Source organism: Mesorhizobium sp. P2_A12 (genome assembly GCF_056405075.1).
On sequence record NZ_JBFUCU010000003.1, the window covers coordinates 412,909 to 425,757 of the forward strand.

Here is a 12,849-nt window from a genome sequence, read left to right on the forward strand (position 1 = left end):
GTGGGACGGAACGCTGCCTTTCGAATGGAGCCTGGCAATGAGCGCCCTCGCCCAACTCTTCGATCGCGCGTTCCAGCCGCTGAAAGCCGCAGTGGTCGCCAAGCGCATTCCCGGCGGCGTGCTCGGTATTGTCGACAAAGATGGCGCACGCGTCGTCAGATCGGTCGGCTCCGCGCAGTTGGTGCCGAATCCAAGACCCATGCAAGACCAGACATGGTTCGATCTGGCGTCCCTGACCAAGGTCATCTTCACGACTCCGCGCATCCTGGCGCTGGCGGAAGACGGCGGTATCGATCTCGATGCGCCGCTGATCTCCGCTTTGCCGGACCTGCGCCAGTATGATCAAGAGGCCTGGGAGCGGAAGGTGACGTTTCGCCAGTGTCTTGGCCACCAGACGCCGTTTCCCGCCGTCGAGCCCATCTACACCTATGGGCGCGATCCCGAGCTGCTGCGTGCCTTCATCCTGCAGCGCGAATGGCGAGCCCGCGACCGGGTCTATTCCGACATCAACTTCATCCTGCTCGGTTTTGCGCTGGAGCGGCTGTCGGGAAAAACGATCCGGGACATGGACCCCGGCCCCGGCTTCGCTTTTTCCGCCGAGCCGGACGCTGCCGCTGCGACCGAGGACTGCACCTGGCGCCATCGCGTGCTGTCGGGCGAGGTCCACGACGACAATTGCTCGGCGTTGCAAGGCGCGGGGCACGCCGGCCTGTTTGGAACAGCCGCTTCCGTCCTCGATTTCGCGCAGGGGCTGTTGGATGGCACCGGTGCGTCCGAGCGTTCGATCGCGCTGATGCGCACGCCCTTGTCCGCCACCCGCACCCATGGCTGGGAGCGCCCCTATGAGGGCTGGTCAGGCGGGGCGCTGTGCAGCCCGGGAACCATCGGCCACACCGGCTTCACAGGCACGGGACTGTGGATCGACTTCGACAGAGGCAAGGCCTGGACCTTGCTCACCAACCGGATCCATCCGACACGTCATTTCGACAGCGGCATCGCCGCGCTTCGGCATGCCGTCGGCGATCTTGTCAACGAGGATTGTTAGGGAAGTGACCATGGAACCAATCTGGGCCGTCGGCCTGATGACCGGCACCGTGCTTGACGGCAACATCGACGTCGCGCTGATCAAAACCGATGGCGAGCGCATCGACGATTTCGGCACCTATCGGCTGATGCCCTATCCCCCGTCGATCCGCTCCCTGCTCGAAGAGACGCTGACCGAGGCAAGAGCCTGGAATTTCACCGGGCCGGAGCCGGCGATCTTTCGCAAGGCGGAAGAAGCCCTGACTCGCGCCCAATCGGCGGCGGTCAAGGAACTGGTGGAAGGCTACGGGATGAAGATGGCCGATATCGGCGTCGTCGGCTTTCACGGCCAGACCGTGTTGCATCGCGCGCCGCAGGTGGGCTGGCTCGGCCAGACCCGGCAGCTCGGCGACGGCGAACTCATGCACGCAATCCTCGGCACCAAGGTCGCCTATGATTTCCGCTCGGCCGACATGCGCGCCGGCGGGCAAGGCGCGCCATTGGCCGCGGCCTATCACACCGCGTTGATGCGCAGCGCCGGCGCCAGTGGCGAGGTGGCGGTGCTCAACCTCGGCGGCGTCGCCAACATCACCTGGTGGGATGGTGCCGACAACGTCGTCGCCTTCGATACCGGACCGGCCAATGCGCCATTGAACGATTTCATCAAATCGAAAGGGCTCGGCGACATGGACCGCGACGGTGCGCTCGGCCGTGCGGGAACGGTCGACGAGGCACGGCTCGCCAAGCTGCTGCAGCATCCTTATCTGACCAAGCCCTATCCCAAATCGCTCGACCGTTTCGACTTCGGCGCCGCCATGGCGGACGGCATGAATGCCGAGGATGGCACCGCCCTGCTCACGGCCTTCACCGCCGCCGCCGTTGGCAAGGCACTCGACTTGTTACCAAGTCGGCCGAAAAAACTCGTGGTCAGCGGCGGTGGCCGCCACAACCCGACAATGATGGCGATGCTCGCCAGCCGCGCTGGCGTCGAGGTGGTGCAGGCCGAAAGCCTTGGCTGGAGCGGCGACGCGGTGGAGGCGGAGTGCTTTGCCTTCCTCGCGGTCCGCGTGCTGAGGGGCCTGCCGATCAGCTTCCCCAGCACGACCGGCGCGCCGCAGCCGATGCGCGGCGGAAAACTGGCTGGCTGATCAGGCAACCAGCGTCTTCCGCAGGAAGATGCGGCTGCGGCCGACAGGGAAATCGGCAAGCGTTCCGAAGGGCTGATAACCCTGGCGCTGATAGACCTTGGCGGCGTGCGGATTGAAGGTGTCGATCCAGGCATTCCGACAGCCGCGCGCCACCGCTTCCTGCTCGGCCGCATCCAGCATGTTGCCGGCCATCTGCTGGCCGCGCAGCCTTTCATCGACCCACAGCCACTGCACGTAGAGCCAGCCCCAGGCGGTGTAGCCCGAGATGCCGGCGACGACCGTGTCGTCCTCGTCGCGCACGAACACGGCCAGGGCCTTCCTTTCGGAAGCGCCGACGTCGCCGTCGTTGAACGCCGTCAGCCGTTCGGCGAGAAAGGTGAGTTCTTCCGGCGAGGGATTTGCCGTCGTTTCAAGTGTCGTCTTCATGGCTCTTTTCCAAGATGCGCAGCATGGCGCTCATGCAATGTCTATATCGGGTCCCGAACAGGGTGCGGATCGGCATCGCCGCCATTGCGAAACTCGGAGGCGGCAATGCCGTAGCGCTTGAGCTTGTCGTAGAATGTCTTGCGCGGCACGCCGAGTGCGTCGATGGCGCTGCGCACATCGCCACCGTGATCGCGCAGCGCGTCGCGGATGAGTTGCGCCTCGTAGTGGCCGACACGTTCGGGCAGTGTGGTCGCGGGCTCCGGCAAGTGCACTGGAATTGCTTTCGTCTCGTCGTCCGGGCCGAGGCCGAGCGCGACGCGATCGGCAAAATGCGCAAGCTCGCGCACATTGCCCGGCCATGCATGCGACTGGAGATGATCGCTGACCGCCACGTTGACCCCGGCGACCGGCCGGCCGAACCGCTCCGCGGCCTTGCCGAGGAAATGGCCGAACAGCATCGGGATGTCGCCGCGACGCTCGCGCAGCGGCGGAATGCGCAGCGTCACCACGTTGAGGCGGAAATAGAGATCCTCGCGAAAATCGCCGCGCTGGTCCTGCCGTCCGAGATCCACCTTGGTCGCCGCGACGACCCGGAGGTCGACGCGCCGGGTCTCGTTCGAGCCAAGCGGGGTGACGCTGCGCGTTTCGAGCACACGCAGCAGCTTGACCTGGAGGGCCGGCGGCATGGATTCGATCTCGTCGAGGAACAGCGTGCCGCCGCTGGAATGCTCGATGCGGCCGATCCGCCGCCGCTGCGCGCCGGTGAACGCGCCCGCCTCGTGGCCGAACAGCTCGCTTTCTATGACGGTCTCCGGCAGGGCGCCGCAATTCAGCGCCACGAAGGGTTTCGCGCGCCGTCGCCCCCATCTGTGCAGGAGGTCGGCCACCACCTCCTTGCCGGTTCCGGTCTCCCCTTCCACCAGCACGTCGACGTCCATGTCGGCGATCTGCCGCAAAGTCTCGCGCAACCGCCGGATGGCCGGTGCTTCGCCGATCAGCGGCAGGCCGTCGGCAGCCTGCGCCGCGGCTTCGCGCAGCCGCCGGTTCTCCATCACCAGCCGCCGCTTCTCCGATGCCCGTCTGAGTGCCTCGACGAGGCGATCTCCGGCATAGGGTTTCGGGATGAAATCGTAGACGCCATCCTTGAGCGCGGCGACCGCAAGATCGACGTCGCCATGCCCGGTGACCAGGATCACCGGTATGTCCGGGTCGATCGCCTTGATGCGATCGAACAGCTGCAGCCCGTTCATGCCCGGCATGCGGATGTCGCTGACGACCACGCCCTCGAAATTCCTGTCGACGATGGCAAGCGCCGCCTCGGCGGCGTCGAGCGCGACCACCGCGAAGCCGCCAAGTTCGAGCAATTGCGTGGTGGCGTGAAGCAGGTCCGCATCGTCGTCGACGAGCGCCACCAACCCTGATGCGTCTGTCATTCAATTCGCCTCAAGTCGATGGTGAAGGATGCGCCGCCGGCGCTACTGGGATCGAGCCGGAGCGTACCGCCCAATTCCTGGGCGATCTCCTGCGAGATCACCAGTCCGAGGCCAAGCCCCTTCTCCTTGGTGGTCTGGAACGGCATGAACAGATTGCCGGCCGCTTCCGGTCCGAGGCCAGGGCCGTTGTCGCGCACCGAAATCAGCACCCTGTCGTCGCGCTCGGCGATGTCGATCTGGATGCGGGGATTGGGCTGGTCCTTCATGGCGTCCAGCGCATTCTGCAACAGGTTGACGAGGATCTGCTCGAGCCGGATTCGGCTGGCCATGACCACCGGCGACGCACTGCCGCGCGGCTTGACGATGGTCACGCCGGAATCACGGATGCGGCCGGACAGAAGCGACAGTGCGCCATCGATCGCCTCGCGAACCGGCAATGGCGAGGCGGCGACGCCTGGCCGCCGGGCAAAGGTGCGCAAGGTGCTGGTGATCGCGCCGATGCGCTCGGTCATCGAAACGATCGATGTCAGATTGCCGCTGACCGGCTCGCTCTTGCCGGTGTCGAGAAAGCGGCCGGCGTTCTCGGCATAGGTGCGGATGGCGGCGACAGGCTGATTGATCTCGTGCGCCACGCCGGCGGCGATCTGGCCGAGGATGGAAAGCCGGTTGGCCTGGGCGAGATCGTCACGCAATCGGCGGACCTTGGCTTCCGCGTTCTCACGCTCGGCGATTTCGCCGGCAAGCGCGGTGTTGGAGCGCGTCAGTTCGGCCGTTCGCGTGCTGACCCGGCTCTCCAGTTCTGCATTCATGCGCGCCAGGGCTTCCTGTCGCAGCCGGCGGGCGCGCCGGCGCCGGGTCAGCACGAAGGCAAGCAGGCCCATGAGCAGCAACCCGAGCAGCGTGGTCAGGCGCGCCGTGTTGGCGGCGGACGACAAAGCCGCGTCGGCGGGCGTCAGCAGCCACAGACGCCAGCCGGGCACCGCACCGGGCAGGTCCTGTACCACTTCGACGAACTGGCGCGGCTTTCCGGAGCTGTCGATTGTCGCCAGGCCGTCACCGGCACCGCGTTGCAACGGCAGCGGTTCGAAGCCGGCATCGGACAGCTGAAGCTGCTCGCGGGCAGCAGCAGCATCCGCGGCCGAGAGTGGCGCCAGGGCATGAAACCGCCATTCGGGCTGGCTGGTGGCCAGCACCACGCCGCGTTCGTCGGTGACGAAAACAAGAAAGCCGCTGGAGCGCCAATTGGCTTCGACGCGGTCGAGTTCGACCTTCAGCACCGCAACGCCAAGCGGCTTGCCGCCATCGTCGACGCGGCTGGCGAGGTAAAGACCCGGCCGGCCGCTGATCGTGCCGAGGCCATATTGGCTGGCGGCCCCCTTGGCCATCGCCTCCTGGAAATAATGCCGAAAATTATAGTCGATGCCGACAAAGCTCGTCGGCTCGCCGGCATTGCTGGCTGATATCGCGATGCCGGCCGTGTCTATGACATAGATGGCTGACGCCGATGCATCGCCGGCAATCGCTCTGAGCTTGTCGTTGAGGGCCGCTTCTTGCATCTTTCCGGCCCGGCGCAGCGCCCCGCGCACGGCATCGTCGCGTGACAGCACCAATGGAACCAGGCGCTGCTTTTCGATTTCGCCGGTCAGGGTTCCCGCCGCCAGTGGCAGGGCGGCAAGTGCTCCGTCGCGCAGATTGTCGGCCGCCTGGCCGGTGGCGATGCGACCGGCGATGGCGATCGCGCCTGCCAGAACCGCAAGAGCGACGACCACGACACGCCAGCGGCCATCGCGCAGCCAGGCCACCGCTTCGCGCAGCAATTCACGGACGGCCGCGTATCCCCTTTCGATGCCTGCTTGTGACGTCTGCCCTCTCCCTTTTCCTCGCGGCCCGTTTTTCCCCGCAGCCTTGCGGTCCAGTGTAATGCGAAATTCCGCCCAGGCAAACGCTGCCTGTGCGGAAATCCGCACAGGCATTCGCGGCAAAGCGCCTGACAACCGCCGAAATCCAGGGATTCCGGCCTTTCACCGATCTGGCACAGCGCTTGCAAAAGTCCTTGCAGCGGCGCGCGACCGGAGCGCCGCGATGGGAGAAGTCACGCAGGGCGGTGCATTTCCGCCCATCCGGCAAGGGAGAGTTCGATGCACATCGCAGACCAATCAGGCGCGGCTTCCGCGCAGCGCAAGCCTTTCTACGCCCAACTCTACGTGCAGGTGCTCGTCGCGATCACCGTCGGCATCCTGCTCGGTCACTTCTATCCGTCGATCGGCGAGAGCATGAAGCCGCTCGGCGACGCCTTCATCAAGTTGGTCAAGATGATCATCGCCCCGGTCATCTTCCTGACCGTGGCGACCGGCATCGCCGGCATGAGCGACCTGCAGAAAGTCGGGCGTGTCGCCGGCAAGGCGATGCTCTACTTCCTCACCTTCTCGACGCTAGCGCTCATCATCGGCCTTGTCGTGGCCAATGTCGTCCAGCCGGGTGCCGGCTTCAACATCGACCCGGCGACGCTCGACGCCTCGACCGTCAACACCTATGCCGCCAAGGCTCATGACCAGTCGGTCACCGGGTTCCTGATGAACATCATCCCGACGACGATCGTCGGCGCCTTCGCCGACGGCGACATCCTGCAGGTGCTGTTCTTCTCGGTGCTGTTCGGCATTTCGCTGGCGCTGGTCGGCGAAAAGGGCACGCCAGTCCTCAATTTCCTGCAGGCCCTGACGACGCCGATCTTCAAGCTGGTCAGCGTGCTGATGAAGGCCGCACCCATCGGTGCCTTCGGCGCCATGGCGTTCACCATCGGCAAATACGGCATCGGCGCGGTCATCAACCTCGCCATGCTGGTCGGCACCTTCTACGTCACGTCGCTGCTGTTCGTTTTCGTCGTGCTGGGTGCTGTCTGCCGCTACAATGGGTTCTCCATCCTGTCCTTGATCCGCTACATCAAGGAAGAGCTGCTGCTGGTGCTGGGCACGTCCTCGTCGGAAGCCGCCCTGCCCTCGCTGATGGAAAAGATGGAGAAGGCCGGCGCCAAGCGCTCGGTGGTCGGTTTGGTCATCCCGACCGGCTATTCCTTCAACCTCGACGGCACCAACATCTACATGACGCTGGCGGCGCTGTTCATCGCGCAGGCGACCAACATCCACCTGTCGATGGGCGACCAGATCCTGCTGCTGCTGGTTGCGATGCTTTCCTCCAAGGGCGCCGCCGGCATCACCGGAGCCGGGTTCATCACCCTTGCCGCCACGCTGTCGGTCGTTCCGGCGGTGCCGGTCGCCGGCATGGCGCTGATCCTCGGCGTCGACCGCTTCATGTCGGAGTGCCGGGCGCTGACCAACTTCGTCGGCAATGCCGTCGCCACGCTGGTGGTGGCCCGCTGGGAAGGCGAACTCGACGAAGCCAAGCTCGCCAGGGCATTGGCGGGCACGGCCGACGACAGCCTGGCGGCTGATCTCGTTCCCGCCGAGTAATCCGAGCGCTTCAACACCAATCAGCGGCCGGAACCCCCAGGCTTACCGCCAGCTCGCTGTCTCGTGCAAGCGCGCCCGCCTCGACCGGAACGACCAGGCTGGATCCGCCCGGCAGGGCGACGGCAACGCCATCCGCGTTGGCGGAGAGAACCCGCACGGGCAGCATATTCATCTTCGGCGAGCCGATGAAGCCGGCGACGAAGACATTGGCTGGCCTGGCATAGAGGTCGAGCGGCGAGCCGACCTGCTCGATCGTGCCGCCGCTGAGGACGACAATCTTGTCGGCCATGGTCATCGCCTCCGTCTGGTCGTGCGTGACATAGACGATGGTGGCGGCGAGCCGCTCGTGCAGTTGCATCAGCTCAAGCCGCATGTTGACGCGAAGTGCTGCATCGAGGTTCGACAGCGGTTCGTCGAACAGGAACACCTTCGGCTGGCGCACGATCGCGCGGCCGATGGCGACACGTTGGCGCTGGCCGCCGGACAGCTCCTTCGGCCGCCGCTCGAGCAGATGCGACAATTGCAGCACCTCTGCCGCCGCCTTGACCTTGGCGTCACGCTCGACGACCGGCAGCCCGGCGATCTTCAGCGCAAAACCCATATTCTCGGCGACCGTCATATGCGGATAGAGCGCATAGGACTGAAACACCATGGCGAGGCCGCGCTCGGAGGGATCGACCTCATTGATGCGCGCGCCATCGAGCATCAGCTCGCCGGCGGTGATCTTCTCAAGACCGGCGATCATGCGCAGCAGCGTCGACTTTCCGCAGCCCGACGGGCCGACGAAGACGACGAACTCGCGGTCGCCGACATCGAGGTCGACGCCCTTGATCACCTCGGCATTGCCATAGGATTTGCGCACGCCGCGCAGCTTGAGCTCAGCCATTGAAGTCCCTCCTCGCATCCGGATATGTGCTTGGACCGACAGGCATGCGTGCCGCCAGCGTACCTCCGTCATCGAACAGGACAAGGCTGGCAGCACCAACCAGCCCGGCGTGACGGCCAAGCTGGGCCTGAACGACCGGCACGTCGCGATAGGCACGCATGGCCCGCTGGCTGATGGTCGCCTCGATGGCAGGTGCCATAAGGTCGAGGCCATTGGCAATGCCGCCGCCGACGACCAGCACGTCAGGCGAATAGAGATGCAAAAGATTGGTGAAGCCGATGCCCAGCCATCGGGCCTCCTCCTCGAGCAGGGCCAAGGCAAGCTCGTCCTGTAGCCGCGCCGCCTCAACCACGTGACGGCCGGTCACCTCACCGTTGCCCGAGAGGCGCCGCAGCGCCGAGCCATCAAAGGGTGCTGTCGCGGCGTTGGCGCGGCGGCCGAGCGCGGTGCCCGAGGCGATGGCCTCGAAGCAGCCGACGACACCGCACATGCAACGCTCGCCTTCGTTGGTGATGGTCATGTGGCCGATCTCGGCGGCAAGGCCACGGCGGCCATGCAGGATGCGCCCGTCGACGACGACGCCGCCGCCGATGCCGGTGGAAACCGTGACGAAGACCAGCGAGCGGGCGCCGTGACCGGCGCCGAAGCGCCATTCGCCGAGTGCGGCGGCATTGGCGTCGTTCTCCAGCCGCACCGGCAGGCCGAGCCGCCGTTCGAGGATATCGGCAAGCGGCACGTCGAGCCAACCGGCGAGTGTCGGCGGTCCGACGGCGATGCCGGCCAGCGGATCGAGCGGGCCCGGCGCGCCGACGCCGACGCCGACGATGGCGAGCGTCGGGGCCTCGGCGTGGATGGTCGCGGCCAGCGCCTCGATCTGGCCGATCACCACGTCGGGACCGGCTTGCGCCTGTGTCGGCACTGCGGAGAACGCCAGGATCTTGCCGTCACGGTCGACCAGGGCGGCACGAAGCTCGGTGCCACCAAGATCGATCGCAAGGGCCGCTTCGTTGTTCATGCCGCGACCTTCAGGCCATGCAGCCAGCCGATGCGGCCGGCCAGGTCCTTGTCACCAAAGGCGAGCGAACCGAGAACCACGGTCTCGGCGCCGGCGGCACGCAGCAACGGCACCGTCTCGTGGCGGATACCGCCGTCGGCGGCAAGAACCATGGCCGCCTCGCGGCCGGCCTGTCTCAGGATGGCGCGGGCAGCGCCCAGCCTGTCGCAGGCCTTGTCCGACAGGCTCTGGCCCTTGACGCCGATGGCAGTGCCAAGCAGCGTGACGAAGGCGACTTCGGAGACGAAGGGCGTCACCATCTCGACCGGTGTCTCCAGCCTGAGCACGACGCCGGCTTCGGCACCGAGTTCCCGCGCCAGCCGGACGGCGCGCAGTCCCGCCTCGCCGTTCTCGGCATGGACGCTGATCATGTCGGCGCCGGCCTCGATGAACTGGCGCGTCTGCGACACGACAACCGCCGCATCGACCATCAGATGGACATGGATTGGTTTGGCCGTCAGCCGAGCGATGCGGGCGACAAGATCAGGAAAGAACAGGAAGGACGGTGCGAAATGACCGTCCGCCACATCGATGTGGTGAAGGTCGACATAGGGCTCGATGCGCTTCAGATCGCGCTCGAAATTGACGAGGTCGGCGGACCACAGCGAGAATTCAGCGATCATGCGATCGCGCGGCAATGCGGCGATGGCGGCCTGGCCTGAGAGAGGTTTCGAGATCATGGCTGGTCCTGGTTGTTGAAACGATCCTCAAGGAAGCCCGCGATAGCGGCGCGGACCTCGGCGAAATGGCGATCCTTGTCGGTGGCCTTCGGCGTCACCTCGGCGAAGGCGGCGTTTGGGATGACGTCAGCGAGGAAGCGCGCGGTCGCCAGCGGATGGATGAGATCGACGTCGCTGCCGATGACGAGCGCGGGGATAGCGAGGTTGCCGGCAGCCGCCGGCGTGACGCCGGGCCCATCGTTTGCGATCGCCCGCATCACCTCGGCGAAGACAGCCGCATTTTCGCGCTCGAAGAAACCAAGCAGGGAAGCAAGATTGTCAGGCGCTTCGCTGCGAAAACGGGCCGCTGTCGCGGAGGCCGCGAAGGCGTTGCGCGCGTCCTCCAGCGGACGGTCGCGGATGAGCTTCGCCACCTCCGAGAAGGGCCGCATGTTCTGCGGCGCGGGATCGAAGCTCCAGGCTGGGCGCACCAGCACCAAACCCAGGACACGGTCCGCGTGATGGCTTGCAAGCCTGAGCGCGATCGCCGCGCCCATCGAGACGCCGCCGGCGACGAAGCGGTCGAGCCCGGCCGCGTCGGCGGCGGCCAGCACGTCATCGGCAAACATGGCGATCGAAAAGGGCCGTCTGGAGCCGGCGCCGGAGCCGCCCTGTGCGCAGCATTCGACGGTCAGCCGGCGGTACGACGGACTGTCGGGAAAATTCTGCGCCACCTGCGCCGCATCACCGCCGAGACCATGCTGGAAGATGACCGGAAACCCCTGCCCTGTATCGAAGACACAAAGCGCCGCATCGTCGCGAAGCATGACCGTCGGCGCGGTGTCCATCACAGGAGCCTCCGCAGGAAGGCGGCGACGCCGGGGGCCTCGTCGGCGGACAGCCCATGGGTGACGAGCGCCCCGTCGAAGCCCACCGCCTTCAGCCGAGCGACGAAATCCGGGAAGTCGACGATGCCTTGGCCGGCGCTGGCAAAACGGCCGTCACCATAGCGGTCCTTGGCGTGCGCCATGACGACGTGGCCGGCCGCTTCGCCGATCGCGGCGGCGACAATGGTGCGCGCCTCGCCGGGTGTCGCATGTTCGAACAGGTTTGCCGGATCAAGCACGATCTTCAGGCGCTTCGATCCCATCTCGGCGATCAGCCTGGTGGCATCCTTCGCCGAGGTGACGATGTTGGCCTGCTCGGGTTCGATGCCGAGATCGACACCGGCGGCTTCTGCCAGCACCAGTGCTTTCGCCATCTCGGTGGCCATGTCGGACCAGGCCGCCGGATCGGCATTGTCGGGATGGTACGCCCATTGGTCGGCGGCGTTGCGTGAGCCGGTGCAGAGCGTGACCAGGGGAATGCCCAGGGCGGCAGCTGCCTCGATGACGATGGCCAGGCGCCCGAGGCCGTCGTCGCGAACGGCCTTGTCGGGATGCGCCATGTTGTAGGTGCCCGAAAGTGCTGCAAGCGAAAGACCGGTCGACTGCGCGGCGGCACGGATCGCCGCGAGGGCTTCCGCCGGCACGGCATCCGGCATCGACGGCACGCCGGCGCAGGCGAGATTGAACTGCGTGGTCTCATAGCCAGCGTGCCGCACGGCGGCCAGCACGGCGGCCGGCTCGGCGCCGGGAAAGGTCTTGGCGAAAATGCCGAGACGCATCAGACCGCCCCCGAAACCGAGGCGAGTTCAACCCGCTCGCCTGATACCACCGAGCGCGCGATGGCGACCATGGCGCGGATCGAGGCGATACCGTCCTCGACATTGGCGCCGCGCATCGGCGCGCCTTCCAGCACCGTTCGGGCAAGACCTTCCAGCTGACGGCGGAAGAAATGGCCGTCGGCGCCGAGCGGCTTGTGGGCCGTGGCGGTCTTCTCGTGAAAGATCTCGACCTCGCTGGCGCGGAAGTACCAGGGGTTGAAGGTCTTGGCGATGACAGAGCCGTTCTCGCCATAGAGCTGGAAACCTTCGTGCCAGTCCATCCGCACGGCGACGGTGAGATCGAGATGGCCGAGCGCGCCGCTGGCGAATTCGGTCTCGACAAACCAGCAATAGGCGCCGAAACGCTCGTTGAGGCGGGCGCGCACGGCGACGATATCGCCGCACAGGAAGCGCGCAGTGTCGACGAGGTGCGAGCCATGCGCCAGCATGAAATACTGCCTGAGATCAGCCTTCGGATTGCCGCTCGGTTTCCTCGCCAGCCTGCTGGTGACCGGCAGCGGCTGGATGGCATCGGTGTTGGTGTAGCGGTGGGTGGAATCGCAGTACCATGCCTTCAGCGCCAGCACCTCGCCGATCTCGTCGCGGACGAAATCGCGCGCCGCCTCCAGCGCGGGATCGAAGCGCTTCATGTGGCCGACCTGCAGGACCTTGCCGGAGCGTCTGACCGCCTCGGCCAGCGCCTCGCCCTCCTCCACCGAGGTGCCTATCGGCTTTTCGCACAGCACATGCTTGCCGGCATCGAGCGCCTTGATCGACATCGGCACGTGATAGGCGTCCGAGGTGGCGACGATGACCGCTTCCAGTTCGGGATCGGCGAGCATCGCGTCATAGTCGGCATACATTTTCCGCGGTTCGTAGGTGGCACCCATGCGGGCGAGGAGGTCGGGTGCCGCGTCGCAGATGGCGTAGAGATCGGCATTGCTGGCCTTGGCGCAGGATTGCAGATGCGCAAACTGCGCAATGGGGCCGCAACCGAGCACGCCGACCCTGAGGCGTCTGTCCTGTTTCTTGATCATCGTCTCGTTCT

Annotated in this window: 11 protein-coding genes and 1 pseudogene; 3 read left to right on the plus strand and 9 right to left on the minus strand. The window is 66.0% G+C overall.

Features of this window, described 5'->3' with window-relative positions; translation table 11 throughout:
* Positions 1-37 precede the first annotated feature (37 nt).
* A complete protein-coding gene (locus AC1DZU_RS09525) occupies positions 38-1,045 on the plus strand; it encodes a serine hydrolase domain-containing protein (protein WP_477283948.1) in 1,008 nt (335 codons plus the stop codon).
* Positions 1,046-1,055: 10 nt separating this feature from the next.
* Positions 1,056-2,171 (plus strand): anhydro-N-acetylmuramic acid kinase, encoded by a 1,116-nt coding sequence (locus AC1DZU_RS09530; protein WP_477283950.1) that lies wholly within the window; start codon positions 1,056-1,058, stop codon positions 2,169-2,171.
* On the opposite strand, the gene AC1DZU_RS09535 is transcribed toward AC1DZU_RS09530, so the two are convergent.
* Genes AC1DZU_RS09535 through AC1DZU_RS09545 form a run of 3 tightly spaced genes read right to left on the minus strand, consistent with a single transcriptional unit; the run spans position 2,172 to position 5,997 of the window.
* The gene (locus AC1DZU_RS09535; RefSeq protein WP_477283952.1) at positions 2,172-2,597 is read right to left on the minus strand and encodes a GNAT family N-acetyltransferase; all 426 of its coding nucleotides are present in this window, start codon (positions 2,595-2,597) and stop codon (positions 2,172-2,174) included.
* A gap of 41 nt (positions 2,598-2,638) precedes the next feature.
* Entirely contained in the window at positions 2,639-4,030 is a 1,392-nt protein-coding gene (locus AC1DZU_RS09540; protein WP_477283954.1) for a sigma-54-dependent transcriptional regulator, read from the minus strand.
* Complete coding sequence (locus AC1DZU_RS09545) at positions 4,027-5,997, minus strand: sensor histidine kinase (RefSeq protein WP_477284211.1); 1,971 nt, start codon at positions 5,995-5,997, stop codon at positions 4,027-4,029. Before AC1DZU_RS09545 ends, AC1DZU_RS09540 begins: the two co-directional genes overlap by 4 nt.
* 171 nt (positions 5,998-6,168) lie before the next feature.
* Between AC1DZU_RS09545 and AC1DZU_RS09550 the strand changes: the two genes are divergently transcribed.
* Entirely contained in the window at positions 6,169-7,497 is a 1,329-nt protein-coding gene (locus AC1DZU_RS09550) for a dicarboxylate/amino acid:cation symporter (protein ID WP_477283956.1), read from the plus strand.
* A gap of 37 nt (positions 7,498-7,534) precedes the next feature.
* Here AC1DZU_RS09550 and AC1DZU_RS09555 read toward each other — a convergent pair.
* The 6 genes and pseudogenes from AC1DZU_RS09555 to AC1DZU_RS09580 all read right to left on the minus strand — a co-directional run.
* Positions 7,535-8,383: pseudogene (locus tag AC1DZU_RS09555) on the minus strand (ABC transporter ATP-binding protein); the annotation flags it as partial.
* Entirely contained in the window at positions 8,376-9,398 is a 1,023-nt protein-coding gene (locus AC1DZU_RS09560) for an ROK family protein (RefSeq protein WP_477283958.1), read from the minus strand. The gene AC1DZU_RS09560 and the pseudogene AC1DZU_RS09555, both read right to left, overlap by 8 nt.
* On the minus strand, positions 9,395-10,117 hold the full coding sequence (locus tag AC1DZU_RS09565; RefSeq protein ID WP_477283959.1) for a ribulose-phosphate 3-epimerase: 723 nt from the start codon (positions 10,115-10,117) through the stop codon (positions 9,395-9,397). Before AC1DZU_RS09565 ends, AC1DZU_RS09560 begins: the two co-directional genes overlap by 4 nt.
* Entirely contained in the window at positions 10,114-10,944 is an 831-nt protein-coding gene (locus AC1DZU_RS09570) for an alpha/beta fold hydrolase (RefSeq protein ID WP_477283961.1), read from the minus strand. The genes AC1DZU_RS09565 and AC1DZU_RS09570 overlap by 4 nt, the downstream gene beginning before the upstream one ends.
* Positions 10,944-11,762 carry a sugar phosphate isomerase/epimerase family protein gene (locus AC1DZU_RS09575; protein WP_477283963.1) on the minus strand — a complete coding sequence of 273 codons (819 nt, stop codon included), beginning with the start codon at positions 11,760-11,762 and terminating at the stop codon, positions 10,944-10,946. The genes AC1DZU_RS09570 and AC1DZU_RS09575 overlap by 1 nt, the downstream gene beginning before the upstream one ends.
* On the minus strand, positions 11,762-12,838 hold the full coding sequence (locus AC1DZU_RS09580) for a Gfo/Idh/MocA family protein (RefSeq protein ID WP_477283965.1): 1,077 nt from the start codon (positions 12,836-12,838) through the stop codon (positions 11,762-11,764). Before AC1DZU_RS09580 ends, AC1DZU_RS09575 begins: the two co-directional genes overlap by 1 nt.
* Positions 12,839-12,849 lie beyond the last annotated feature (11 nt).